Raw genomic sequence first — 24,450 nt, forward strand, 5'->3', positions numbered from 1 at the left:
AACAGGGAGCGTGGAGCATGGAAAAAGTTATCTATATCGTCTGGCGCGATCCGCGGACCGAGCCGGCGGAATTCTCACGCCGGCTGCGCACAACGCTTGCGGACAAGCTGCTGGGACTGGGCGCGCGCGGACTGCAGGTGAACGTGGCCGATGATGCGGTATGGCCTGCCGCGGGCCTGCGGCAGGCGAATACCCGCCCGCAGATGGAGGGGCTGGTTTCGGTCTGGATGGACAGCGCCATCGACCGCTTGCGCCAGCCGTTCGACCAGGCAATTGAGGCCGCCGCGGGCCGCATGGCCGGCTACCTCGTTACGGAATCCCAGCCCATCCGCAATACGCGTTTTCCGGCGGCGCCCGGAGAGCGCACGCCCGGCTTTGCGCAGCTGGCCTTCCTCACACGGCCGCCCCGGCTCACGCCACAGGCGTGGCTGGACACCTGGCACAACCACCATACGCCAGTAGCGGTCGAGACCCAGGACAACTTCCTCTACGTGCAGAACGTGGTGGTGCGGCCGCATACGTACGCCGCGCCGCCCTACGACGCCATCGTCGAAGAGTGCTTCCCGGACGACGCGATGACCGACCCGCAGGCGTTCTTCGATGCCGTAGGCGATGAGGAAAAATTCCAGCGCAACCTGCAGGCCATGATGGCCAGCTGCCAGCGCTTCATCGACTTCGACAAGATCGACGTGATTCCCACCAGCCAGTACATCGTGCGCCCCGCCGCGGCCTGATTCCGTCACCGGACCGGCTAGTCCCACTGGACGATGTGCCGAGTCGCGGCGCACGGAAGAATAGGTCTCATCAGCCAGCAGTGGCAATGAACCTGAGGAGACCGGCATGTTGGACATTCGTGCGCTTGGCTACATCGTGGTCGAGTCCACCGACATCGGGCAGTGGCGACACTATGCCGAACAGGTGCTGGGCATGGCCTGTTCCGGTGCCCCCGGCGGTGCGCTGTACGTCAAGATGGATGAGCGCGACTACCGCTACCTGGTGGTGCCGGGCGCGCGCGACCGCTACCTGGCATCGGGCTGGGAACTGGCGGACGAGCCGGCCTACCGCCATGCGCTGGACACGCTGCGCCAGGCCAACGTGGAGGTCGTGCACGCCAGTGCCGCGGAGCTCGCGCAGCGCCGCGTGCAGGCCATGGCCTGGTTCGCCGATCCGTCGGGCAACCGCCATGAGATCTCATGGGGCATGCGCTCGGACTTCCTGCGCTTTGTCTCGCCGGTGGGCGTGCCGCGCTTCATCACCGATCCGATGGGGGCGGGCCATGCCGTGCTGCCCGCGCCGGCCTTCGACGAAACCTACGCCTTCCTGTGCGATGTGATGGGTTTCGGCCTGTCCGATATCTTCCGTGTGCGCTTCACCAGCGACCCGGCGGAGCCGGAGAAGCGCATCCACTTCATGCATTGCGGCAACGGCCGCCACCACAGCCTGGCGATCTTCGAGATGCCGTCCGAAGCCGGCTGCATCCACGTGATGGCCGAGGTCCCGGACATGGCCGAGGTGGGCCGCGCGCTGGACCGCGTGCAGCAGCACGGCGTGAAGCTCTCCGCCACGCTGGGCCAGCACTGCAATGACCGCATGACTTCCTTCTACATGAAGACCCCCGGCGGCTTCGACCTCGAGTTCGGCCACGGCGGGCTGGTGGTGGACTGGAGCCACCACGCCGCCTACGAGGCCACGCGCGTGAGCCTGTGGGGCCATGACTTCAGCATCGGATACCGCTAAGCGCGGGACAGACCTATGACCAAGACGATCGACAAGACCATGAGCGCGGCCGACGTGGTCGGCCAGCTCGCCGATGGCATGACCCTCGGCATCGGCGGCTGGGGCCCGCGCCGCAAGCCGATGGCGCTGGTGCGCGAGATCCTGCGCTCGCCGCTGAAAAACCTGACCGTGGTCGCCTACGGCGGCCCCGAGGTGGGCATGCTGTGCGCGGCCGGCAAGGTGCGCCGGCTGGTGTTCGGCTTTGTCTCGCTCGACGTGATTCCGCTCGAGCCGTATTTCCGCCAGGCGCGCGAGCGCGGCCTGCTGGAGGTGACGGAGCTGGACGAGGGCATGCTGCAGCTGGGCCTGCGCGCCGCCGCCGCGCGCCTGCCGTTCCTGCCGACGCGCGCCGCGCTGGGCACCGACGTACTGGACAAGAACCCGCACCTGCGCACCGTGCGCTCGCCCTATGCCGATGGCGAAGTGCTGGTGGCGATGCCCGCCATCGAACTGGACGCGGCGCTGCTGCACGTGAACGAAAGCGATGTGCTGGGCAACACCCGCATCGACGGGCCCGATCCGTTCTTCGATGAATGGTTCGCCCGCGCCGCGCGCCGCTGCTATGTGAGCTGCGAAGCCCTGCATCCGCGCCTCGAGGACGACCACCTGGCGCGTGCCCGCAACAACCCCTTCGAACGTTCGCTGGTGACTGGCGTGGTGCACGCACCGGCCGGCGCCCATCCCACCTCGTGCGCGCCGGCGTACGGCTGGGACCTGCCGGCGCTGAAGTCCTATTGCGCCAGCGCCGAGGCCGAGGACGGCTTCGGTGCCTACCGCGACGAGGTGGTGGGCGCCAGCGAGGCGCATTACCTGGCGTGCATCGGCGGCCTGGGCCACGTGCACGGCCTGCCGCTGCCCGTACTTTGATCTCCAAGGAGCGACCGTGAGCGCCACTTATGAATTCACCCGCGCCGAGCTGATGATCGCCGCCGCGGCCCGCGCCTGGCGCGACGATGGCGAGGTGCTGGCCACCGGTATCGGCACCGGTCCACGCATCGCCGCCGGGCTGGCGCGGCTTGCGCACAACCCCGGCCTGCTGCTGACCGACGGCGAGGCCTATCTGGTGGAAACGCCGGTCCCCCTGGGTCCGCGCGAACCGGGCTACCAGGTGCGCGCGAGCGGCTGGATGGGCTATGCGCGCGTGTTCGACTGCCTGTGGGGCGGACGGCGCCATGCGCTGGTGATGCCGACGCAGATCGACCGCTTCGGCCAGGCCAACATCTCCTGCCTGGGCGGCACGCATGCACAGCCCAAAACGCAGCTGCTCGGTGCGCGCGGCTTCCCCGGCAACAGCATCCACCACGCCAATTCCTTCTTCGTGCCGGGCCACAGCACGCGCGCCTTCGTCGGCGGCGAAGTCGACATGGTCTGCAGCGCCGGCTACAACCCGGCACGCCAGATCGATGGCATGCGCAGTTTCGTCGACCTGCGCGTGATCGTCACCGACCTGTGCGTGATGGACTTCGGCGGGCCGGAACATGCCATCCGCGTGCGCTCGCTGCACCCCGGCATGAGCCTGGACCAGGTGCAGGCCGCCACCGGCTTCGCGCTGGCCAACGCGCCCGCCGAAGCGCTGCCCGAGACAGCGGCGCCGACGCCGGCAGAACTGCGGCTGATCGCGCAGCTCGACCCGCACAACCTGCGCGCCACGATCGTGCGCGGCAATCCTGCCGGACGCGCGTGACACGGAGAACCCAGCCATGACATCGCCAGCTACCGAAGCCATCGGCCTCGGGCCCAATGCCGAAGTGCTCTACCAGGTCGCCGACGGCATTGCCACCGTGACCATGAACCGGCCGCAGTTCCATAACGCGCAGAACTCGAAGATGACGTATGCGCTGGACGAGGCCTACCGGCGCGCCGCCGCGGACGACGCGGTCAAGGTGATCGTGCTGCGCGGCGCCGGCAAGCATTTCTCGGCGGGGCACGATATCGGCACGCCGGGGCGCGACATCAACGAGTCGTTCGAGCGCGCCTCGCTCTGGTATGACCACGTCAACAAGCCCGGTGGCGAATTCCTGTATGCGCGCGAGCAGGAGGTTTACCTGGGCATGTGCCGGCGCTGGCGCGAGCTGCCCAAGCCGACCATCGCCATGGTGCACGGCGCCTGCATTGCGGGCGGGCTGATGCTGGCCTGGGTGTGCGACCTGATCGTGGCCTCGGACGATGCGTTCTTTGCCGATCCGGTGGTGCGCATGGGGATTCCCGGCGTGGAGTATTTCGCGCATGCGTATGAACTGCACCCGCGTATCGCCAAGGAATTCCTGTTCCTGGGCGAACGCATGAGCGCCGAACGCGCCGAGCGCATGGGCATGGTCAACCGCGTGGTGCCGCGCGATGCGCTCGAGGATGCTACCTACGGCATGGCCGCCAAGGTGGCGCAGATGCCGCGCCTGGGCCTGACGCTGACCAAGCAGGCGGTCAACCACGTGGAAGACTTGCAGGGCAAGCGCACCGCGATGGATGCGGTCTTTGCCTGGCACCACTTTGCCCATGCGCACAATGAACTGGTCAGCGGCGACAAGCTGGGCGGCTATGACGCGCGCGCCATGGCCGCTTCGCAACGCACCGGCGACAAGGACAAGGCATGAGCACCGCGAGCCTGCACACCGTGCTGTGCGACCTGCTCGGCTGTCGCTACCCCATCGTGCAGACGGCGATGGGCTGGGTGGCGGATGCGAAGCTGGTGGCGGCCAGCGGCAATGCCGGGGCCTTTGGCTTCCTGGCCGGCGCCACGATTGCGCCGGGCGAGGTCGAGCGCGAGATCCTGCGCGTCAAGGCGCTCAGCGACCGGCCTTTCGGCATCAACTTCCATATGTTCCAGACCAACGCGGACGAGGTCATCGAGATGGCAATCCGCCACCGGCTGCGCGCGGTCAGCTACGGGCGCGGCCCGGACACGAAGATGGTTGGCCGGCTCAAGGCGGCCGGCGTGGTCTGCATGCCAACGGTGGGCGCCGCCAAGCACGCGGCCAAGGCCGTCGAAATGGGCGCGGACGTGGTCACCGTGCAGGGCGGCGAGGGCGGCGGCCATACCGGCGGCACGCCGACGACCTTGCTGTTGCCGCAGGTGCTGGACAGCGTCAGCGTACCGGTGGTGGCCGCCGGCGGCTTCTTCGATGGTCGCGGCCTGGCCGCGGCACTGGCCTACGGCGCGGCCGGCGTCGCCATGGGCACGCGCTTCCTGATGTCGGCCGAGTCGCCGGTGCCGGCGCGGACGCTGGAGCGCTACGTCAAGGTGCGCGATGCGGGCCAGATCCGCGTGTCGCTGGCGATCGACGGGCTGCCGCAGCGGATGATCGACAACGACCTGCTGGTCGGGCTGGAACAGGCCGGCCCGCTACGGCGCACGTGGCTGGCGCTGGCGGCGGCGCGCAAATGGCAGGCGCGCACCGGCATGCGCGGCTCGCAACTGCTGGCGACGGCGTGGCGCGCCATGCGCGAGCAGGACTACAGCGCCGCCCAGACCCTGATGGCTGCCAACGCGCCGGTGCTGATCCAGCGCGCGATGGTGGAGGGGTGCCCGGATGAAGGGGTGCTGCCCAGCGGGCAGGCGGCGGCGGCGATTGGTGCCATCGAGTCGTGCGAGCAGATCGTAACGGGGATGGTCAACCAGGCGCTAGCGCGGATGGAGGCGGTGGCAACGCGGCAGGCTGTGGTTCGTTGATGCGCCTGCCCTCTCCCCCAACCCCTCTCCCGCAAGCGGGAGAGGGCCGGGGAGAGGGCCGGCGCTTCCATCGCAGCGAGCCATCAAAGCCACACCAACGCACGAAAAGACAGGAAAAGCCAACCAACCATGAAACCGACGCACCAACCCTTCCGCATCGACACCGCCCACGGCATCGCCGAACTGGTGGTCGACCATCCGCCCGTCAATGCGCTCGACAGCGCCGGCTGGCATGCGCTGGCCGCCGCGATCGACCAACTGGGCACCGACCCCGCCGTGCGCGTGATCGTGCTGCGCGGCGAAGGCCGCGGCTTCTGCGCGGGCGTGGACATCAAGGAGCTGTCGGCGCACCCGGAGCGCATCGTCGGCGTCAATGCCGGCAACTACGCCACCTTCCGCGCCGTGCATCGCAATCCCAAGCCGGTCATTGTCGCCGTGCACGGCTTCGTGCTGGGCGGCGGTATCGGCATCTGCGGCGCGGCCGACATCATCGTCGCATCGGACTGCGCGCGCTTTGGCGTGCCCGAGATCGACCGCGGCGCGATGGGCGGCGGCGCGCACCTGCAGCGCATGTTCGGCGTGCAGAAGGTGCGGGCGATGTACTTCACCGGCGAGATGATCGATGCCGCCGAGGCCTACCGGCTCGGCGCGGTCGAGCGCGTCGTGCCGCGCAGCGAACTGCGCGACGCCGCCATGGCGCTGGCGCGCCAGATCGCGGCCAAGAGCCCGGCCATGCTGCAGCTGGCCAAGGAAGCGCTCAACGGCGTGGAAGACGGCAACCTTGAGGACAAATACCGCTGGGAGCAGGGCTTCACGCTGCAGGCGTACATGAGCGCGGATTCCGGCGAGGCGCGCGCCGCGTTCGTCGAGGGCCGCGAGGCCAGCTTCGCCGGTTCCGCGCGGGGAGCACGCGATGCAGCTTGAGTACACCGACGCCCAGCGCGCGTTCCGCGCCGAGGTGCGCGACTGGATGGCCGCGCACGTGCCGCGCACCCCGCTGGAAAGCTTTGACACCGAGGCAGGCTTTGCCCAGCACCGCGCCTGGGAAGCCACGCTCAACCAGGGCCGCTGGAGCATGGTCACGTGGCCGGCTGAGCTGGGCGGGCGCGGCTGCGACCTGATCGAGTGGCTGATCTTCGAGGAAGAGTACTGGCGTGCCGGCGCGCCGATGCGCGTCAACCAGAACGGCATCTTCCTGCTCGGGCCCACGCTGATGGAGTTTGGCACGCCGGCGCAGAAGACGCGCTTCCTGCCGCGCATGGCCGCCGGCGAGCATATCTGGGCGCAGGGCTGGTCCGAGCCCAATGCCGGCTCCGACATGGCTGCGATCCGCTGCAGCGCGATCCGCGATGGCGACGACTACGTGATCAACGGCCAGAAGATCTGGTCGACGCGCGCGGTCTGGGCGGACTGGCTGTTCGGCCTGTTCCGCACCGACCCGGCCTCGACGCGCCACCATGGGCTGACCTTCGTGCTGGTGCCGCTGAATGCGCCGGGCATCACCGTGCGCCCGATCCGCCAGCTCAACGGCCAGACCGGCTTTGCCGAGATCTTCTTCGACGACGTGCGCGTGCCGGTGGAGAACCGGCTGGCAGCCGAGGGCGCCGGCTGGCAGGTGGCGATGGCCACCGCCGGCTTCGAGCGCGGCCTGATGTTGCGCTCGCCGGCCCGCTTCCAGGAAACCGCGCGCGCGCTGGTCCGGCTGTACCAGGCCAACCGCGAGGCGGCGGACCGCGATCCGTCGCTGCGCGAAGCGGTGCTGCGCGCATGGATGGATGCCGAGGCCTACACGCTGTCGACCTACGCCACCGCCAGCCGGCTGGTGCGCGGTGGCCACATCGGGGCCGAGTCCAGCACCAACAAGGTGTTCTGGTCGGAGCTGGACCTCCATATGCACGACACCGCGCTGGCCATCCTGGGGCAGGCGGCGGAGGTGGCACCGGCGGAACAGCCGCCGGGCTCGCTGGGCCACTGGCTGGACGGCTTCCTGTTCGCGCAGGCCGGGCCGATCTACGCCGGCACCAACGAGATCCAGCGCAACATCGTCGCCGAGCGCCTGCTCGGCATGCCGCGCGCATGACGGCACCCGGGGAAAACACCATGGATTTCGCATTGACCGAAGAGCAGGAGCAGTTTGCCGAGGCGATCCGGCGCTTCCTGATGACCGAGATGACGCCGGAGCTGACGCGCGAGCTGTGGAGCACCGGCACCGGGCGCTCCGACACGTTGTGGCGCCAGCTGGCGGAGCAGGGACTGACCGCGCTGATGGTGCCGCACGAGCAGGGCGGGATGGGACTGGGCGAGGTGGAATGGGCGCCGTTGGCGCAGGCCTGCGGCTACTTTGCGCTGCCTGAGCCGCTGCTCGATACCGCGCTGGTAGCCACCGGCCTGCTGCGCGATGCACTGGACGCTGCGCCGCATGGGTCGGCGCGCGCGCGCTGCGCCGCGCTGCTGGAGCGCGTTGCATCCGGCGACGCCCGCATCGCGGTGGCCCATCCGCACGAGCGGCTGGTGGCCGACGCGCATGTGGCCGATGCCATCCTGTGCGCGCACGCCGGCGCCGTGCACCTGCTGCGGCCGGACCAGGCCACGCTGACGCCCCGCACCGGCCTCGATCCTTCGCGCCGGCTGTTCGAGCTGGCCTGGACCCCGGCGGCCGACACCGAGCTGGTCGCCGCCGGCACCGTCCTGTGGGAGGCGGCGTTGAACCGCGGCGCGCTTGGCGTGGCCGCGCAGCAACTGGGCCTGACGCAGCGCATGCTCGACCTGGCGATCGACTACAGCGCGCAGCGCAAGCAGTTCGGCAAGCCTATCGGCGCCTACCAGGCGGTCAAGCATTTGCTGGCCGACGTGGCGATCCAGCTGGAGTTCGCCAAGCCGGTGCTGCTGCGCGCCGCGGCGGCGCTGGCGCATGGCTTGCCGCACGCCGGGCTGCATGTCTCGCACGCCCGCGTCGCCGCCGCACGCTGCGCGTGGAGCGCGGCGCGACAGGCGATCCAGGTGCATGGCGCAATGGGCTACACCTGGGAGCTGGACCTGCAGATCTTCACCAAGCGGGCCTGGGCCCTGGCGGGAAGCTGGGGCGACCGTGCCTTCCACAAGGCGCGCATGGGCGCGCACATCCTTGACGGCGCGCATGACATCGGCGCCGGCGCCACCTTCGCCTGAATCCAAAGAGACCAATGACCATGAAAGACGCCTATATCGTTGATGCCCTGCGCACGCCCACCGGGCGCCGCAAGGGCGGACTGTCGCACCTGCATGGCGCCGACCTGGGCGGCTTCGTGCTGGCCGAACTGGTGCGCCGCAACGGCATTCCTGCCGAAGACTATGACGACGTGGTGTTCGGCTGCGTCGACACCATCGGCCCGCTGGCCGGCAATATCGCGCGCAGCGCATGGCTGGCCGCCGGCCTGCCGCTGGCGGTGCCGGGCGTGACCGTGGACCGCCAGTGCGGCTCGTCGCAGCAGGCGGTGCACTTCGCCGCGCAGGCGGTCATGAGCGGCACGCAGGACGTGGTGATTGCCGGCGGCGTGCAGACCATGACGCAGATCCCGATCTCGTCGGCGATGCTGGCCGGGCAGGCGCTGGGCTTTGCCGACCCGTTCTCGGGCAGCAAGGGCTGGCAGGCGCGCTTTGGCGATGCGCCGGTGTCGCAGTTCCACGCCGCGCAGCGCATTGCCGATCACTGGAAGTTGTCGCGCGAGGCCATGGAAGCCTATGCGCTGCAAAGCCACCAGCGTGCCGCTGCGGCGATAGAGGGCGGCCGCTTTACGCGCGAGATCGTGCCGTGCGAGGGCGTGAAACATGACGAAACCCCGCGCCCCGATACCACACTGGCCAAGATGGCGGCGCTGGAGCCGCTGATGCCCGGCAGCGCGCTGACCGCGGCGGTGTCCAGCCAGACCGCCGATGCCGCCGCCGCGCTGCTGATCGTTTCCGAGGACGCGCTCAAGCGCTACGGCCTCACGCCGCGCGCGCGCATCGCGCATATGAGCGTGCTGGGCGACGACCCGCTGTGGATGCTGACCGCGCCGATTCCCGCCACCAGGCGCGCGCTCGAGCGCAGCGGCCTGCGCCTGGCCGACATCGACGTGGTCGAGATCAATGAAGCGTTCGCCTCGGTGGCAATGGCCTGGCTGGCCGAGACCGGCTATGCGCCCGAGCGCACCAATCCCAATGGCGGCGCGATCGCGCTGGGCCACCCGCTCGGCGCCACCGGCGCGCGCCTGATGACCACGCTGCTGCACGAACTGGAACGCACCGGCGGCCGCTACGGCTTGCAGACCATGTGCGAGGGCGGCGGCCTGGCCAACGTCACCATCATCGAACGGCTGTAAGGAGATCGTCATGGGAATCTGCGACGCACGCACCGTCATCATCACCGGCGCCGGCGGCGGGCTGGGCCGTGCCTATGCGCTGGCCTTCGCCGCCGAGGGCGCCAACGTGGTCGTCAACGACATCCGGCGCGAGGCGGCCGAGGCCGTCTGCGTGGAGATCCGCGCGGCCGGAGGCAGCGCGCTGGCCAACGCTGACGACATCACGCAGCTGGCCACCGCGCAGCGCATCGTCGATGCCGCAGTCGCGGCCTTCGGCGAGGTGCATGTGCTGGTCAACAACGCCGGCATTTGCCGCGACCGCATGTTTGTCAGCCTGACCGAGGCCGACTGGGACGACGTCATGCGCGTGCACCTGCGCGGCCACTTCTGCCTGGCCAACCTGCTGGCGCGGCGCTGGCGCGACGCCGCCAAGGCGGGGCGCGCGGTCGACGCGCGCATCATCAACACCAGTTCCGGCGCGGGGCTGCAGGGCTCGGTCGGGCAGTCCAACTACGCCGCCGCCAAGGCCGGCATTGCCGCGCTGACGCTGGTGCAGGCCGCGGAACTGGGCCGCTACGGCATCACCGCCAACGCGCTGGCGCCGGCCGCGCGCACCGGCATGACCGAGGACGTGTTCGCAGAGATGATGAAGGCGCCGGCGGGCGGCTTCGACTACTACGATCCGGCCAATGTCGCGCCGCTGGTGGTATGGCTGGGCAGCGCGGATTCCGCCCGGGTCAACGGGCGCATGTTCGAGGCGGCCGGCGGCATGGTGTCGGTGGCCGACGGCTGGCGCACCGGCCCGAAGGCCGACAAGGGCGCGCGCTGGCAACCGGCGGAAATCGGCGCGGCGGTGACAGGGCTGCTCGCGCAGGCGCAGCCGCCCCAGCCGGTCTACGGCACCTGAGCGAGACGGCCATGGATTTCTCCCTGAGCGTCGAACAGCAGATGGTGCGCGACAGCGCGCGCGACTACCTTGCCGCGCACAGCGATTCGGCGGCAGTGCGGCGCGCGACCGAGGCCGGCCCGGCCCACGATGACGCGCTGTGGCGCGCCATCGCGGGCGAGCTCGGCTGGTGCGGCGTCGCGCTGCCCGAAACCGTGGGCGGCGCCGGCCTGGGCGCCACGGGGCTGGTGCTGCTGCAGGAGCAACTGGGCCAGCGCCTGGCCTGCGTGCCGTTCTGGTCGACGGCCTGCGTGGCGGCGCCGTTGCTGCAGGGCAGCGTCGGCCACAGCGCGCCGTGGCTGGAGCGGCTGGCCGCGGGCGAGTGCCGCGCCGCGGCGGTGCTGCCGGATGACGGCGGCTGGCACTACGACGGTGTCCGGATCGCCGCGCGGGCCGACGCCGAAGGCTTCGTGCTGCGCGGTAGCGCTGCCCAGGTGGTCGACGCCGCCGGGGCCGACTGGCTGCTGGTGCCGGCGCGGCTTGAAGAGGACGAGCCGGCGCTGTTCCTGCTGGAGCCTGCCGCGCGGGCGCAGGACGCGCGCTTCGCCATCGCGCCGCTGGACACGCTCGACCGCACGCGGCCGCTGGCGTCGCTGCGGCTCGACGGCCTGGCGGTTGCCGCCAGCGCCTGCCTGGCGCGCGGGGACGCCGCCGCGCAAGGCCTGGCCCGCGCGTGGTGGCACGGCAAGCTGATGCTGGCCGCGGAGCAGCTCGGCGCGGCCCAGCAGTGCCTGGACCTGAGCGTTGCCTATGCCTGCGAGCGGATCCAGTTCGGCCGCGCCATCGCTTCGTTCCAGGCGGTCAAGCATCGCTGCGCGCAGATGATGGTGCTGGTCGAGGCGGCGCGCTCGGCAGTGTATGGCGCGGCGCAGGCGTGGGAGGCGGCGGATATCGCCGACGCCCGGCTCGAGGTCTGCGCCGCTGCCGTCGCCGCCGACGACGCGCTGCGCTTCTGCGCGCAGGAGGCCATCCAGCTGCATGGCGGGGTCGGCTTCACGTGGGAATACGACCCCCAGCTCTATTTCAAGCGCGCGCAGGCCGCCAGCCAGTGGCTGGGCGGTGCCGGGGCCGCGCTTGCCTACATCGCCGCCAACGGCCCGCAGGCATGGAGGACAGCATGAAAGCGAATGAAGAACCGGCATTCCGCGCCGAGGTGGCGCGCTGGCTGGCCGAGAACCTGGCCGGCGAGTTCGCCTGCCTGAAGCACCGCGGCGGCCCCGGCGACGAAGAGGCTTTCCCCGCGCTGCGCAAGGCCTGGGAGCGGCGCCTCGCCGAAGGGGGCTGGACCGGCCTGGGCTGGCCGCGCACGCATGGCGGCCGCGAGCTGCCGGTGATGCAGCAGGTGATCTTCCACGAGGAATACGCGCGCGCCGGCGGGCCGGGCCGGATGGGCCATATCGGCGAAGGGCTGATCGGCCCGACCCTGATTGCCTTCGGCAGCGAGGACCAGAAAGCGCGGCTGCTGCCCGGTATCCGCAACGGCACCACGTTCTGGTGCCAGGGCTATTCGGAACCCGGCGCGGGCTCGGACCTGGCCAATGTGCGCACGCGCGCGGTGCGCGATACCGCCAGCGGCGACTGGCTGGTCAGCGGCCAGAAAGTATGGACCTCGCTTGCGCACGAATCCGACTGGGTCTTCGTGCTGGCGCGCTGCGAGCCGGCCTCGCACGGCAGCAAGGGCCTGATTTTCCTGATGCTGCCGCTGGACCAGCCCGGTATCGAGATCCGCCCGATCCGGCAGATGGGTGGCGGCGCCGAATTCAACGAGGTGTTCTTCGACGGCGCGCGCGCCGCTGCTGCCGACGTGCTGGGGGAGCCCGGCGACGGCTGGCGCATTGCCATGGCGCTGCTGGGCTTCGAGCGCGGCATCTCCACGCTGGGCCAGCAAATGCAGTTCACGCACGAGCTGGAATGGGTGGCGCAGGCCGCGCGCGACAACGGCAGCAGCCGCGACGCGCTGGTGCGCCAGCGCATCGCGCGCGCCTGGGCCGGCCTGCGCGTGATGCGCGCCAACGCGCTGCGCATGCTGGCCGGCGCGGCGCAGGCGGGCCAGGACGGTGGTACTGCGTTGCAGCGCGAGGCGTTGATCTACAAGTACTACTGGTCCAACTGGCACCGCGACCTGGGGCAACTGGCGCTGGACGTGCTGGGCCCGCTCGCCAACGTGCTGGAGCCGGCCGACGCGCATCGCACGCGGCTGCAGCAGATGGCGCTGTTCTCGCGCGCCGACACCATCTACGCCGGCACCAACGAAATCCAGCTCAACATCATCGCCGAACGCGGGCTGGGCATGCCGCGCGAGGCACGAGGACAAGCATGACCCTTCACACCGAAACCCCCGCCGCCCCGGCCTATGTACCGGGCCACCAGCTGCTCGCCGGCAAGAGCGTCCTGATCACCGCGGCCGCGGGCGCCGGCATCGGCTTTGCCGCCGCGCGCCGCTGCGCGGAGGAGGGCTGCCGCGCGCTGATGATTTCCGATATTCATCCCAAGCGGCTGGAAGAGGCAGTCGAACGCCTGCGTGCGGAAACCGGCCTGCAGGCTATCCACGGCCAGCGTTGCGATGTGTCGGATGAAGCGCAGGTGCGCGCACTTGTGGCCGCCGCCGAAGAAGCGTTGGGCGGCACCGACGTACTGATCAACAACGCCGGCCTGGGCGGGTCGCGCCGCCTAGTTGATATGGACGATGCCGAGTGGTCGCGCGTCATCGATATTTCCCTCACCGGCACCTTCCGCATGACGCGCGCGATGCTGCCGCACATGCAGGCGCGCCGGCGCGGCGCCATCGTCAACAACGCCTCGGTGCTGGGCTGGCGGGCACAGAAGGAGCAGTCGCATTACGCCGCGGCCAAGGCCGGAGTGATGGCGCTGACGCGCTGCAGCGCGATGGAGGCCGCCGAGTTTGGCGTGCGCATCAACGCGGTAGCGCCGAGCATTGCGCTGCACGACTTCCTGAAGAAGTCGGCACCGGCGGACCTGCTGCGGCAACTGAGCGAGCGCGAGGCGTTCGGGCGCGCGGCGGAGGTGTGGGAGGTGGCCAATGTGATGGTGTTCCTGGCCAGCGACTATGCGTCGTATATGACCGGGGAGGTGTTGCCGGTGAGCAGTCAGCGGGCGTGACGGCGGCGGTATGTAAGAACGCTGGCGCTTGCCATCGCCACCCCTCTCCCGCAAGCGGGAGAGGGGAGCAAACAAGTGGGATCGGGGAAGTTGTCGGTAAGCCTCGCGCCCCAGGGCAGAGGCATCACAGGAAAAACCATGCCAAGAATCTTTCACTGCGCCGAAGACATCCACGCCGCGGTAGGCCACCACCTCGGCGCCAGCGCGTGGACCCGCATCACCCAGCAGCAGGTCGACCAGTTCGCCCATGCCACCGGCGACCACCAGTGGCTGCACGTGGATCGGGAACGCGCCGCGCAAGGTCCCTACGGCGCCTGTATCGCCCACGGCTACCTGACGCTGGCGCTGGTCAACCGGTTCCTGCCCGAGCTGGTCACCGTCGAAGGCATGAAGTGGGGCGTCAACTACGGCTGCGACAAGGTGCGTTTCCCGGCGCCGGTGCGGGTGGGCGCGCGCGTGCGCGGTGTGGGCGAGGTGGTGCGTGCCGAGACCCTGGATGGCGGCGTGCAGTCGGTGGTGCGCATGACCGTCGAGATCGAAGGCGAGGCCAAGCCCGCCTGCGTGGCTGAAACCATCAGCCGCTATTACTTCTGAACAGGAACTCAAGCATGAAAGACGCAGTCATCGTCGCGGTCGCGCGCACACCGATCGGCAAGGCCTTCCGCGGCGCCTTCAACGATACCGAAGCCCCGGTGCTGGGCGGTCACGTGGTGCGCACGGTGGTGGCGCGCGCCGGCGTGGACCCGGCCGAGGTCGACGACGTGCTGATTGGCGCGGCCGCGCAGCAGGGCACCCAGGGCTACAACCTCGGCCGCCTGTGCGCGGTGGCCGCGGGCCTGCCCGACAGCGTGCCGGGCATGACCATGGACCGCATGTGCGGCTCCGGCCTGATGACGATTGCGGCGGGTGCGCGCGCGATCCAGTGCGGCGAGGCCGACATCATCGTGGCGGGTGGCGTGGAATCGATCTCGCTGACGCAGAACCAGCACAAGAACAGCTTTCGCGCCCAGTCCGAAGCGGTGCTGGAGCGCCAGCCCGCCGCCTACATGGCGATGATCGAAACCGCCGAGGTGGTGGCCCGCCGCTACGGCATCAGCCGCGCCGCGCAGGACGCCTACGCCTGGCGCAGCCAGCAGCGCACCGCCGAGGCGCAGCGGCGCGGCGCCTTCGATGACGAGATCGTGCCGCTGGAAACCCGCCGCGCGCTGTTCGACAAGGCCGGCGCGCTGACCGGCCACGAGACCGTGCGGCTGGCGCAGGACGAATGCAACCGGTCCGACACCACCGCCGCCAGCCTCGAGGCGCTCAGGCCGGTCTGGCGCGGCGGCCAGGCGGTGGCCGAAGGCGAGCACATCACCGCCGGCAATGCCTCGCAGCTTTCCGACGGCGCCGCCGCGGTACTACTGATGAGCGCCGACGAAGCCCGCCGCCGCGGCCTGCGTCCACTGGGGCGCTATCGCGGCATGGCGGTGGCCGGCTGCGCGCCGGACGAGATGGGCATCGGGCCCGTGTTCGCGGTGCCGAAGCTGCTGGCGCGGCACGGCATGACCGTCGCAGACGTTGGACTGTGGGAGCTGAACGAGGCGTTCGCCTCGCAGGTGCTGTATTGCCAGCAGAAGCTAGGCATTCCCGATGCGCGGCTGAACGTGAATGGTGGCGCGATTTCCGTCGGGCATCCGTTCGGCATGTCGGGCGCGCGCATGACCGCGCACGCGCTGATCGAAGGCCGGCGCCGCGGCGCGCAGCAGGCGGTGGTGACCATGTGTATTGGCGGGGGAATGGGGGCGGCGGCGTTGTTTGACGTCCTGTAAGAACCGCTTGTTTTCCCCCAAGCGGAGAGGGTGAAAACAAGCGGGGCGGGGGACGTGTCGGCGAGGCCTGTCGCCGGCGGTATGCGGAGACGCTGGCGCTCGTCACCACCTCTCGCAATCGCTAGAAAGACAACCAGAACCACTCCAAAACGGAGGAGACATCATGAAACGACTGATCGGCATCGCCATGTCGCTGGCCGTGCTGGCCACCGCGGTGTGGGCCTTCGCGCCGCGCCCGCTGCCGCCGTTCCCGGCTACCGCGCTGCGTCCGGACGGCCTGCAGCTCAACGGCATCGCCCGCGCCGGCGAGCGCCTGGTCGCGGTCGGCGAGCGCGGCAAGATCCTGTTCAGCGATGACCTCGGGCGCAACTGGCGCCCGGCCACGGTGGACCGGCCGCAAGGCGCCACGCTGACGCAGGTGTCCTTTGCCGACAGCCGCCAGGGTATCGCGGTCGGACACAGCGGCCTGATCCTGCGCACCGAAGACGGCGGCGCGCACTGGCAGCAGGTTGCCTTCGATCCGCAATCGTCCGATCCCTTGCTCGGTGCCCTGGCCCAGGCCAGCGGGCCGTGGTTCGCGGTAGGCAGCTTTGGCCGTTTCCTGGTGTCGCGCGACCAGGGCAGGCACTGGGAAGAGGCCGCCGGCAAGGCCATGCAGGACCGCCACCTCAACGCCATCGCCGGCGATGGGCAAGGGCGCCTGATGCTGGTCGGAGAGGCCGGGCTGGTGCTGCGCTCCACCGACGGCGGCAGCCAGTGGGAGCCGGTCAAGACCCCTTACGAGGGCTCGCTGTACGGCGTGCTGCCGCTGCGCGACGGCGCCTGGCTGGCCTTCGGCATGCGCGGCAACGCGCTGCGCAGCGAAGACTTCGGCACGACCTGGCGGGTGGCGGAGACCGGCCTCAGGACCTCGTTCTTTGGCGGCGCCGAGCTGGCCGATGGCCGCATCGTGCTGGCGGGGCAGGGCGGCGTGCTGGCGATGTCCGCCGACGGCGGGCGCCGCTTCGCGGTGCTGCCGGCGGGCAGCCCGCAGACCCTGGCCGCGCTGGCCCCCACCGGCAAAGATACGCTTGCGCTCGGCGGCAATGGCGGCCTGGCCGGCGCCAAGCTTGCCGCCAATCACTGAACCCGACCGACCCGGACGCGAGAACCACCATGACCCGCCCCCAATCCTCCGGCCGCCTGGGCCGCTTCGTCGATGCCTGCGCCGGCGTGCTGATGCACCGGCGCCGCCTGCTGCTGTGGCTGTGCCTGGCCGTGACCGTGGCGTTGGGCGCTTCCGCCACGCGCCTGCGGCTCGATCCCGGCTTCAACAAGATGATCCCGCTGCAGCACCCGTACATGCAGGTGTTCACAAAGTACGCCAGCACCTTCTCCGGCGCCAATACCGTGCTGGTCAGCCTGCGCTGGAAGGGCGACGGCGACATCTACAACGTCGCCTTCATGGACAAGCTGCGCCACGCCACCGATGAAGTGTTCTTCATCCCGGGCGTGGATCGCTCGCGCGTGTTCTCGCTGTTCACGCCCAACGTGCGCTACACCGAGGTCACCGAAGCCGGCTTCCGCGGCGACGTGGTGGTGCCGGGGCGCTTCTCCGGCGCACCGGACGAGCTCGACAAGGTGCGGCGCAACGTGGCGCGTTCGGGCCAGATCGGCCGGCTGGTCAGCAATGACCTGAAGTCGGCGCTGATCCGCGCGGAACTGCGCGAGACCGACCCCGCCACCGGCAAGACCATCGACTACGGCTCGGTGGCGCGCCAGCTCGAGAAGATCCGCGCGCAGTTCGGCGGCACCGATGTCGAAGTCAATATCGTCGGCTTCGCCAAGCTGGTGGGCGATGTCGAGGCGGGTATCGCCGGCGTGATGGGCTTCTTCGCGCTGGCCTTTGCCGTCACGGCGCTGCTGCTGTGGCTGTACACGCGTTCGCTGCGCATTACCGCGCTGGCGCTGGTGGTGGCGCTGCTGCCGGTGGGCTGGCTGCTGGGGCTGCTGCCGCTGCTGGGCTACGGCATCGACCCGATGTCGATCCTGGTACCGTTCCTGATCTTCTCGATCGGGGTCTCGCATGCGGTGCAGATGACCAATGCCTGGAAACAGGAGGTGGCGCAGGGGCACGGCGCGCTCGACAGCGCCAGCGCGGCGTTCCGCAAGCTGTTCATTCCCGGCACGGTGGCGCTGCTGACCAATGCGCTCGGCTTCATGGTGATCATGCGCATCGAGATCGATATCGTGCGCGAGCTTGGCATCACCGCCTGCCTGGGCGTGCTGCTGATGATCGTGACCAACAAGGTGTTCCTGCCGATCCTGTTGTCGTACACGCGGCTGGAGCCGTCGGCGCTGGCGCGCTCGCAGGCGGCGCGTGGCACGGGCCAGGGCGGCATCTGGCACAAGTTCGGCGCGCTGGCGCGCCCGGCGCCGGCGCTGGGCGTGTTCGTCGCGGCGCTGGCGCTGCTTGCCGCCGGCGCGATCGAATCGCGCGGGTTGAAGATCGGCGACGTCGGCACCGGCGCGCCGGAGCTGCGCGCGGATTCGCGCTATAACCGCGACAGCGCCAGCATCGTGAGCCAGTACAACATCGGCTCGGACGCGCTGACCGTGGTGGTCGAGCCCACCGGCTTCGACGACGGCTGCCTGCATTATCCGGTGATGAGCGCGGTGGAGCGCTTCGAGATGCATATGCGCGGCGTGTCTGGCGTGCAGTCCGTGGTCAGCGTGTCGTCGCTGGCCAAGGTGGTGATCGGCGCCTACAACGAGGGCAACCCGCGCTGGGAGGCGTTGCCGCGCAACAGTGCGGGCCTGAGCCAGGGCGCCAAGGCCTTCGACCCGGACAACGGCATGAATACCTCGAACTGCCAGGCGATCCAGGTACTGATCTACACCGCCAACCACGAAGGCGCGACCATCGCCCACATCATCCGCGAGATCCGCCGCTTCAACGCCACCGACAAGACCCCCAACGTGGCGTTCCGCCTGGCCGGCGGCAATATCGGCGTGATGGCGGCGACCAACGAGGCGGTGGAAGAGGCCGAAGTGGCGATGCTGCTGGCGATCTTCGGCGCGATCACGCTGCTGTGCCTGCTGACCTTCCGCTCGTGGCGCGCGGTGCTGTGCATCATCGTGCCGCTGACGCTGGTGTCGGTGCTGTGCAATGCGCTGATGGCGCGGTTGGGCATCGGGCTGAAGGTGTCGACGCTGCCGGTGATCACGCTGGGCGTGGGTGTGGGCGTGGACTATGGCATCTACCTGTACGAGCGCATCCAGCACCAGATCCGCGAGGAGGGGCAGGCGCTGCCGCAGGCCTTTGCAGAAGCCATGCGCCAGCGCGGCTCGGCGGCGCTGTTCACGGCGCTGACGATGTGCATCGGCGTGGGCACATGGGCGTTTGCCGCGCTCAAGTTCCAGGCCGACATGGGCATCCTGCTGGCGTTCATGTTCCTGGTGAACCTGTTCGGCGCGGTATCGCTGCTGCCGGCGCTGGCGGCGTGGCTGGGCGTCGAGCAGGAAGAGCGTGCCCGCGCCAGGGCCACGGCCACCAGGCCAGCGGACGCCCCCGTGGGCGGCGAGGCGGGGCCGGTCACGCACGGCCTGAAGTCCGACGCGGCTTGAATTCGCGCAACCGGAGAGACCGCATGCCCGAGAGCCAGATTTCTGCCGCGCCGGCCTTCATGCCGCTTCGCATTGGCCCGCTGACGCTGCGCAACCGCTTTATCAAGGCCGGCGCGAATGAAGGCATGACGCCGCATGGCCTGCCCACCCGGGCGCTGGTCGCACATCATCGCGAGCTGGCCGCTGGCGGCGTGGGCATGACCACGGTGGCCTACGCGGCCGTGGCCGACGACGGACTGACCTTCGCGCACCAGCTCAGCATGCGCGCGGAGCAGGTGCCGCACCTGCGCGTGCTGACCGACGCGGTGCATCGCGAAGGCGCGGCGGCCTGCCTGCAGATCACGCACGCGGGTTCGTTCACCACCATGCGCCACGGCGGCAGCCGGGCGCCGGGCAGCGCGTCATCGGGCCTCAATGCCTTCGGCATGATGCACGGCGTGTATTTCCAGCGCGCCATGCGCGCGCCGGACATGGACCGCGTGGCCGCCCAGTTCGCCGCGGCCGCACGGCTGGCGCGCGAAGCCGGTTTCGACGCGGTGGAAATCCACATGGGGCACGGCTACCTGCTCAACCAGTTCCTGTCGCCGCTGAGCAACCGGCGGCGCGATGCCTACGGCGGCAGCGTGGAAAACCGGACCCGTTTTCCGGCCGCCGTGCTGCGCCAGGTGAAGGATGCTGTCGGCGCCGACCTCGCGGTGTGCTGCAAGCTCAGCGTCAGCGACGCCGTGCCGGGCGGCAACCAGCCAGAGGACTCGGCGCTGACCGCGCGCTTGCTGGAAGCCGAGGGCGCGGACCTGCTGACCCTCAGCGGCGGACGCAACGTGGAAAGCCCGTGGGCGCTGTTCGGCAGCCCGATGCCGACCGCGCAGATGAAGGCTGCCGCACCGACCGCACTGGCACGCCTGGGCATCACCATGCTGGAGAAGCGGACCCCGCGCGACCTGGCCTTCCGCGAACTGTATTTTCTCGAGGCCTCGCGCGTGGTGCGCCAGGCGGTGCGGATGCCGCTGGCCTATGTCGGCGGGGTCAAGTCGCTCGACAACGTGGCGCAGCTGATGGGCGAGGGCTTCGATGCCGTGGCCCTTGCGCGTGCGCTGATCCACGACCCGGCGCTGGTCGCCGGCTGGCGCGACGGCGCGCTGCAGCGCTCGGCCTGCGACAGCTGTAATGGCTGCGTGGCGCGGATCTACGATCCTGCCGGCGTCAGCTGCGTGCACGGCCCCGGCAACGACCCGGCGCTCACCCGCATGGTTGCGCTGCAGTAGTCCGATGGGACGATGAGCCCGGGGCCCGACGCCCCTATCTTGAAGGTCCCACGGGATTTCAAGGAGACAGACGCCATGAGCGTACAAGGCTACAAGATCGAATCGCGCCCGCCCGAGGCCCGCTACGCGCGCGGCTGGCATTGCCTGGGCCTGGCCGAAAGCTACCGCGACGGCAAGCCGCACACGCTGGACATCTTCGGCACGCGCCTGGCGGCATTTGCCGACTCGACCGGTGCGATTCGCGTGATCGACGGCCACTGTCCGCACATGGGCGCCGACCTCAGCACCGGCACCGTGCAGGGCGACAACCTGGTGTGCCCGTTCCACGGCTGGCAGTGGGGCGGCGACGGCGGTTGCAAGTCCATCCCTTACTGCAAGCGGGTACCGCCCAAGGCGCGCATCGGTGCCTGGGAGACCTGCGAGCAGAACCACCTGCTGTTCATCTGGCACGACCCGGAAGGCCGCCCGGCGCCGCCGGACGTCGCCATCCCGCGCATCGACGCCTGTTTCTCGGACGAGTGGTCCGACTGGGCCATCGACGAGATGGTGATCCGGACCAACTGCCGCGAGCTGGTCGACAATATCTCGGACATGGCGCATTTCGGCACGGTCCACGGCGCCCCGGTCGACTACTTTGCCAACCTGTTCGAAGCCCACAAGGCCACGCAGCTGATGATCGGGCGCAGCGCGCGGCTGTCAGGCGATGCGCAGCTGACGGCCTTGTCCACGTACTTCGGGCCGGCCTACCACATCACCGACATGAGCGGCCACATGGGCGACCAGGAGATCCATTCGGTGCTGCTCAACTGCCATGTCCCGATCGACCTGAACAGCTTCGTGCTGCGTTACGGCGTGCTGGTGAAGAAGATCCCGGGGCTGTCGGAAGAGCAGAACCGCGCCATGGCGCAGGCCTACGTGGAACAGGCGCGCCAGGCGTTCTACGAGGACGTGGCGATCTGGGACAGCAAGATCCGCATCGACAATCCGCTGCTGTGCGAAGGCGATGGGCCGATCTACCAGATGCGGGAGTGGTATCAGCAGTTCTATACGGATGTGGAGCAGGTGCGCCCGTCCAGCGTGGCGCGGCGGGTGGTCGAGCTGAACCCGGGCAATATCGACCCGCCGGTGTTGCGGCATGTGTTTGAGGGCTGATGTGGTCTTTGTCGACGGCGGCCTCGACGCCGTGAACATGCGCTGACGATTCGCCCGGACCGGATAGTCCGGGCGGACGATGCCCGCAGCGCAGCGTCATGGGAACAATGCGGAGCGCCAGGGACATGCCGTCGCGCCGGCCCACCGACATCGCAGGACGCCCATGCAATTTGCCCCCAAGCTCATCGTCACCTGCCTGGCGCTAGCCGCCACGTCTGCATACACGCAGGGCCCCGCCGTTGCCGGCGCTGAAAGCCAGCCGGCCTACCAGGTCAAGCCGCCGGCAGGCGCGCCCAACGTGGTGATCGTGCTGCTCGACGATGTCGGCTTCGGTGCCGCCTCCACCTTCGGCGGCCCCGTGCAGACGCCGGTGCTGGAGTCGCTGGCGCGCGAGGGCCTGCGCTACAACAACTTCCATACCACGGCGATCTGCTCGCCCACCCGCTCGGCATTGCTGACCGGCCGCAATGCGCACGCGACCGGAATCGGCGCGGTGGCGAATGTCGCGGACGAACGTCCGGGATACAGCAGTTTCCACACCAAGGACACCGCCAGCATCGCCGAGGTGCTGCGCCAGCACGGCTATAACACCGCGGCGTTCGGCAAATGGCACCAGACGCCGGACTGGGAGCTGTCGCCAAGCGGCCCGTTCGACCGCTGGCCGACCGGGGAAGGGTTCGAGCGCTTCTATGGTTTCCATGGCGGCGAAACGGACCAGTACGAGCCTTCGCTGTATGACGGCACGACTCCGGTGATGCGGCCGCCGGGGCGCGACTACCACCTCACTGCGGACCTCGCCGACAAGGCGATCGACTGGCTGCGCGTGCAGCGCGCGGTCACGCCGGACAAGCCAGTGTTCCTGTACTTTGCACCGGGGGCGGCCCATGCGCCGCTGCAGGCGCCGAAGGCGTGGATCGACCGCTATCGCGGCAAGTTCGATCAGGGCTGGGACAAGCTGCGCGAGGAGATCTTCGCCCGGCAGAAGTCGCTTGGCGTAATCCCGGCGAACACCCGGCTGACGACGCGCATGCCCGACCTGCCGGCGTGGGACACGCTGTCGCCGGACCAGAAGCGGGTAGCATCGCGGCTGATGGAAGTCTATGCCGGCTTCCTCGCGCATGCCGATGCGCAGGTCGGCAAGCTGGTCGATGCCTTGAAGGCGAGCGGCCAGTTCGACAACACCATGTTCCTGTATATCGTTGGCGATAACGGCGCCAGCTCGGAAGGCGGCCTGCTCGGCAGTGCGAGCTATTTCGCGCCGGTGCAGGGGTTGCCGGAGACCGATGCGATCCGGCTGGCACAGCTCGACGCGCTGGGCGGTCCCGGCACCTACCCGCACTTTCCCGCCGGCTGGGCCTGGGCGCTGGATACGCCCTTCAAATGGTCGAAAGCAGTGGCCTCGCACCTGGGCGGAACGCGCAACCCGATGGTGGTGACCTGGCCCAGGCGCATGGTGCAACGTGGTGCGCTGCGCAGCCAGTTCGGCCATGTCAACGACATCGTGCCCACCATCCTGGAGGCTGCCCGGATCCAGGCGCCGCCGGTGGTCAACGGCATCCCGCAGAAGCCGATCGATGGCGCGAGCCTGCTCTACAGCTTTGCCGACGCGAAGGCAGCGTCGCGCCATGCCACGCAGTACTTCGAGGTGTTCGGCCACCGTGCCATCTACCACGATGGCTGGATGGCATCGGCCTTCCACAGCCGGCGCCCATGGTCCGTGATCGACTATGGCCAGAAGCCGTTCGAGGACGACCAGTGGGAGCTCTATGACCTCACTACCGATTTCTCGCAGGCCAACGACCTGGCGCGGCGCGAGCCGGCGCGGCTGGCGGCAATGCAGGACCTGTTCCTGCGCGAAGCGGCGCGCAACCAGGTGCTGCCGCTGCGCAACATGTCGCCCACCGACGCCAGGGCGCTGCCATCGCTGTCCGCGGGCCGCACCAGCGCGACCTTCACGCAGGGCGCGGTCGGTGTTCCCGAATCGGCGCTGCCCAAGACCTATAACCGCTCCTGGAGCGTGTCGGCCATGATTGAAACAGGCGCTCAGGCGCGTGGCGTAATCGCGACGCTGGGCGGCCATAGCGCGGGCTGGTCGCTTTACCTGGACGGCAACGGATATCCGGTGTTCACGTACCGCCTGTTCGACCTGAAGACGGTGACGCTGCGCGGGCCCGCACCGCTGTCCGCCGGACGCCATCAGCTGCGCTTCGATTTCGATTATGACGGCGGCGGCTATGGCAAGGGCGCCGCGGTACAGTTGCGGGTCGATGGCAAGCCGGTTGGCCGGGATCGCTTACCGGCGAGCCCGCCGGGCTTCTACACCATCGATGAGACCTTCGATGTCGGGATCGATCATGGCTCGATGGCGGGGGAATATCCTGCCGGGGCGATGCCTGGTTATGCTTTTACCGGCGGGCGTATCGATAAGGTTCTGGTCGAACTGCGGTGAGGCGTGCGGGTGGGGCGGGTCGGGTCGACCGACGATTGGACGAACCCGACTTTAGGCTGTTGGGTGCCTGCCAGGCAGGTTATTGGCGGTACGTCCCCGGCTGCGCTGCGCTCACCATCTCATGTCGTCTGTCTTGTCTTGCACCGGGTGCGTCGCTGCGCTCGCCTGTTTGCGCCCCGCTCCCGCGTGCGCGAGAGGGGCGAGGGTTGAGGGCCAGCGCATCCACGCAGTGAGGACCCGGAATCGACCACCCTTGTCGTCAGGCCCGCCGCCCTCAGCTAGCGTCGTGCGGTCGACTTTCATGAAACGATAGGAGGTCCGGAAGCACCAAAAAAAGGG

The 24,450-nt window shown here is 69.4% G+C and carries 21 protein-coding genes; all 21 read left to right on the forward strand.

From position 1 onward, the window contains the following. Positions 1 to 17: 17 nt before the first annotated feature. The 21 genes from E5S69_RS23685 to E5S69_RS23785 all read left to right on the forward strand — a co-directional run bounded on the left by E5S69_RS23685 (position 18) and on the right by E5S69_RS23785 (position 24,111). The gene (locus E5S69_RS23685) at positions 18 to 734 is read left to right on the forward strand and encodes an EthD domain-containing protein (RefSeq protein ID WP_171517032.1); all 717 of its coding nucleotides are present in this window, start codon (positions 18 to 20) and stop codon (positions 732 to 734) included. A 106-nt stretch (positions 735 to 840) separates the two neighbouring features. Then, positions 841 to 1,737 carry a VOC family protein gene (locus E5S69_RS23690; protein WP_171517033.1) on the forward strand — a complete coding sequence of 299 codons (897 nt, stop codon included), beginning with the start codon at positions 841 to 843 and terminating at the stop codon, positions 1,735 to 1,737. 15 nt (positions 1,738 to 1,752) lie between these two features. After that, entirely contained in the window at positions 1,753 to 2,643 is an 891-nt protein-coding gene (locus tag E5S69_RS23695; protein WP_171517034.1) for a CoA transferase subunit A, read from the forward strand. Between the two features lie 16 nt (positions 2,644 to 2,659). Beyond that, on the forward strand, positions 2,660 to 3,460 hold the full coding sequence (locus E5S69_RS23700) for a ketoacid CoA transferase (protein ID WP_171517035.1): 801 nt from the start codon (positions 2,660 to 2,662) through the stop codon (positions 3,458 to 3,460). Positions 3,461 to 3,476: 16 nt separating this feature from the next. Further along, complete coding sequence (locus tag E5S69_RS23705; RefSeq protein ID WP_171517036.1) at positions 3,477 to 4,367, forward strand: enoyl-CoA hydratase; 891 nt, start codon at positions 3,477 to 3,479, stop codon at positions 4,365 to 4,367. Next, positions 4,364 to 5,443, forward strand: coding sequence for an NAD(P)H-dependent flavin oxidoreductase (locus tag E5S69_RS23710; protein ID WP_171517037.1), 1,080 nt, complete (start codon positions 4,364 to 4,366; stop codon positions 5,441 to 5,443). Before E5S69_RS23705 ends, E5S69_RS23710 begins: the two co-directional genes overlap by 4 nt. A gap of 129 nt (positions 5,444 to 5,572) precedes the next feature. Beyond that, positions 5,573 to 6,367, forward strand: a complete 795-nt coding sequence (locus E5S69_RS23715) for an enoyl-CoA hydratase family protein (protein ID WP_171517038.1) — start codon at positions 5,573 to 5,575, stop codon at positions 6,365 to 6,367. Then, complete coding sequence (locus tag E5S69_RS23720) at positions 6,357 to 7,523, forward strand: acyl-CoA dehydrogenase family protein (RefSeq protein ID WP_171517039.1); 1,167 nt, start codon at positions 6,357 to 6,359, stop codon at positions 7,521 to 7,523. Before E5S69_RS23715 ends, E5S69_RS23720 begins: the two co-directional genes overlap by 11 nt. Before the next feature lie 20 nt (positions 7,524 to 7,543). Continuing rightward, entirely contained in the window at positions 7,544 to 8,611 is a 1,068-nt protein-coding gene (locus E5S69_RS23725) for an acyl-CoA dehydrogenase family protein (protein WP_171517040.1), read from the forward strand. Between the two features lie 20 nt (positions 8,612 to 8,631). Then, a complete protein-coding gene (locus tag E5S69_RS23730) occupies positions 8,632 to 9,783 on the forward strand; it encodes an acetyl-CoA C-acetyltransferase (RefSeq protein WP_171517097.1) in 1,152 nt (383 codons plus the stop codon). Between the two features lie 10 nt (positions 9,784 to 9,793). Next, positions 9,794 to 10,669, forward strand: coding sequence for an SDR family oxidoreductase (locus E5S69_RS23735; protein ID WP_171517041.1), 876 nt, complete (start codon positions 9,794 to 9,796; stop codon positions 10,667 to 10,669). Between the two features lie 11 nt (positions 10,670 to 10,680). Continuing rightward, the gene (locus tag E5S69_RS23740; RefSeq protein WP_171517042.1) at positions 10,681 to 11,829 is read left to right on the forward strand and encodes an acyl-CoA dehydrogenase family protein; all 1,149 of its coding nucleotides are present in this window, start codon (positions 10,681 to 10,683) and stop codon (positions 11,827 to 11,829) included. Beyond that, positions 11,826 to 13,028: an acyl-CoA dehydrogenase family protein gene (locus tag E5S69_RS23745; RefSeq protein WP_171517043.1), complete on the forward strand. Its 1,203-nt coding sequence runs from the start codon at positions 11,826 to 11,828 to the stop codon at positions 13,026 to 13,028. Before E5S69_RS23740 ends, E5S69_RS23745 begins: the two co-directional genes overlap by 4 nt. Next, a complete protein-coding gene (locus E5S69_RS23750; RefSeq protein ID WP_171517044.1) occupies positions 13,025 to 13,828 on the forward strand; it encodes an SDR family oxidoreductase in 804 nt (267 codons plus the stop codon). The genes E5S69_RS23745 and E5S69_RS23750 overlap by 4 nt, the downstream gene beginning before the upstream one ends. A 138-nt stretch (positions 13,829 to 13,966) precedes the next feature. Then, positions 13,967 to 14,422, forward strand: coding sequence for a MaoC family dehydratase (locus E5S69_RS23755; protein ID WP_171517045.1), 456 nt, complete (start codon positions 13,967 to 13,969; stop codon positions 14,420 to 14,422). 14 nt (positions 14,423 to 14,436) lie between these two features. After that, on the forward strand, positions 14,437 to 15,639 hold the full coding sequence (locus tag E5S69_RS23760) for an acetyl-CoA C-acyltransferase (protein WP_171517046.1): 1,203 nt from the start codon (positions 14,437 to 14,439) through the stop codon (positions 15,637 to 15,639). A 163-nt stretch (positions 15,640 to 15,802) separates the two neighbouring features. After that, positions 15,803 to 16,765, forward strand: coding sequence for a WD40/YVTN/BNR-like repeat-containing protein (locus E5S69_RS23765; RefSeq protein WP_171517047.1), 963 nt, complete (start codon positions 15,803 to 15,805; stop codon positions 16,763 to 16,765). Positions 16,766 to 16,794: 29 nt separating this feature from the next. Next, positions 16,795 to 19,245: an efflux RND transporter permease subunit gene (locus tag E5S69_RS23770; RefSeq protein ID WP_171517048.1), complete on the forward strand. Its 2,451-nt coding sequence runs from the start codon at positions 16,795 to 16,797 to the stop codon at positions 19,243 to 19,245. A 23-nt stretch (positions 19,246 to 19,268) separates the two neighbouring features. Then, complete coding sequence (locus E5S69_RS23775; RefSeq protein ID WP_171517049.1) at positions 19,269 to 20,510, forward strand: NADH:flavin oxidoreductase; 1,242 nt, start codon at positions 19,269 to 19,271, stop codon at positions 20,508 to 20,510. 75 nt (positions 20,511 to 20,585) lie between these two features. Next, positions 20,586 to 21,662 carry a Rieske 2Fe-2S domain-containing protein gene (locus E5S69_RS23780; protein WP_171517050.1) on the forward strand — a complete coding sequence of 359 codons (1,077 nt, stop codon included), beginning with the start codon at positions 20,586 to 20,588 and terminating at the stop codon, positions 21,660 to 21,662. A 163-nt stretch (positions 21,663 to 21,825) separates the two neighbouring features. Further along, positions 21,826 to 24,111, forward strand: coding sequence for an arylsulfatase (locus E5S69_RS23785; protein WP_171517051.1), 2,286 nt, complete (start codon positions 21,826 to 21,828; stop codon positions 24,109 to 24,111). Positions 24,112 to 24,450: the final 339 nt, after the last annotated feature.

The sequence above is a fragment of the Cupriavidus necator genome, assembly GCF_013141915.1.
GTDB lineage: Bacteria > Pseudomonadota > Gammaproteobacteria > Burkholderiales > Burkholderiaceae > Cupriavidus > Cupriavidus necator_B.

What these genes read in the sequence shown, in the direction of transcription:
- E5S69_RS23685 (WP_171517032.1), top strand. Translation starts at nt 18, where the DNA reads ATGGAAAAAGTTATCTATATCGTCTGGCGCGATCCGCGGACCGAGCCG.
- E5S69_RS23690 (WP_171517033.1), top strand. Translation starts at nt 841, where the DNA reads ATGTTGGACATTCGTGCGCTTGGCTACATCGTGGTCGAGTCCACCGAC.
- E5S69_RS23695 (WP_171517034.1), top strand. Translation starts at nt 1,753, where the DNA reads ATGACCAAGACGATCGACAAGACCATGAGCGCGGCCGACGTGGTCGGC.
- E5S69_RS23705 (WP_171517036.1), top strand. Translation starts at nt 3,477, where the DNA reads ATGACATCGCCAGCTACCGAAGCCATCGGCCTCGGGCCCAATGCCGAA.
- E5S69_RS23710 (WP_171517037.1), top strand. Translation starts at nt 4,364, where the DNA reads ATGAGCACCGCGAGCCTGCACACCGTGCTGTGCGACCTGCTCGGCTGT.
- E5S69_RS23715 (WP_171517038.1), top strand. Translation starts at nt 5,573, where the DNA reads ATGAAACCGACGCACCAACCCTTCCGCATCGACACCGCCCACGGCATC.
- E5S69_RS23720 (WP_171517039.1), top strand. Translation starts at nt 6,357, where the DNA reads ATGCAGCTTGAGTACACCGACGCCCAGCGCGCGTTCCGCGCCGAGGTG.
- E5S69_RS23725 (WP_171517040.1), top strand. Translation starts at nt 7,544, where the DNA reads ATGGATTTCGCATTGACCGAAGAGCAGGAGCAGTTTGCCGAGGCGATC.
- E5S69_RS23730 (WP_171517097.1), top strand. Translation starts at nt 8,632, where the DNA reads ATGAAAGACGCCTATATCGTTGATGCCCTGCGCACGCCCACCGGGCGC.
- E5S69_RS23735 (WP_171517041.1), top strand. Translation starts at nt 9,794, where the DNA reads ATGGGAATCTGCGACGCACGCACCGTCATCATCACCGGCGCCGGCGGC.
- E5S69_RS23740 (WP_171517042.1), top strand. Translation starts at nt 10,681, where the DNA reads ATGGATTTCTCCCTGAGCGTCGAACAGCAGATGGTGCGCGACAGCGCG.
- E5S69_RS23745 (WP_171517043.1), top strand. Translation starts at nt 11,826, where the DNA reads ATGAAAGCGAATGAAGAACCGGCATTCCGCGCCGAGGTGGCGCGCTGG.
- E5S69_RS23750 (WP_171517044.1), top strand. Translation starts at nt 13,025, where the DNA reads ATGACCCTTCACACCGAAACCCCCGCCGCCCCGGCCTATGTACCGGGC.
- E5S69_RS23755 (WP_171517045.1), top strand. Translation starts at nt 13,967, where the DNA reads ATGCCAAGAATCTTTCACTGCGCCGAAGACATCCACGCCGCGGTAGGC.
- E5S69_RS23760 (WP_171517046.1), top strand. Translation starts at nt 14,437, where the DNA reads ATGAAAGACGCAGTCATCGTCGCGGTCGCGCGCACACCGATCGGCAAG.
- E5S69_RS23765 (WP_171517047.1), top strand. Translation starts at nt 15,803, where the DNA reads ATGAAACGACTGATCGGCATCGCCATGTCGCTGGCCGTGCTGGCCACC.
- E5S69_RS23770 (WP_171517048.1), top strand. Translation starts at nt 16,795, where the DNA reads ATGACCCGCCCCCAATCCTCCGGCCGCCTGGGCCGCTTCGTCGATGCC.
- E5S69_RS23775 (WP_171517049.1), top strand. Translation starts at nt 19,269, where the DNA reads ATGCCCGAGAGCCAGATTTCTGCCGCGCCGGCCTTCATGCCGCTTCGC.
- E5S69_RS23780 (WP_171517050.1), top strand. Translation starts at nt 20,586, where the DNA reads ATGAGCGTACAAGGCTACAAGATCGAATCGCGCCCGCCCGAGGCCCGC.
- E5S69_RS23785 (WP_171517051.1), top strand. Translation starts at nt 21,826, where the DNA reads ATGCAATTTGCCCCCAAGCTCATCGTCACCTGCCTGGCGCTAGCCGCC.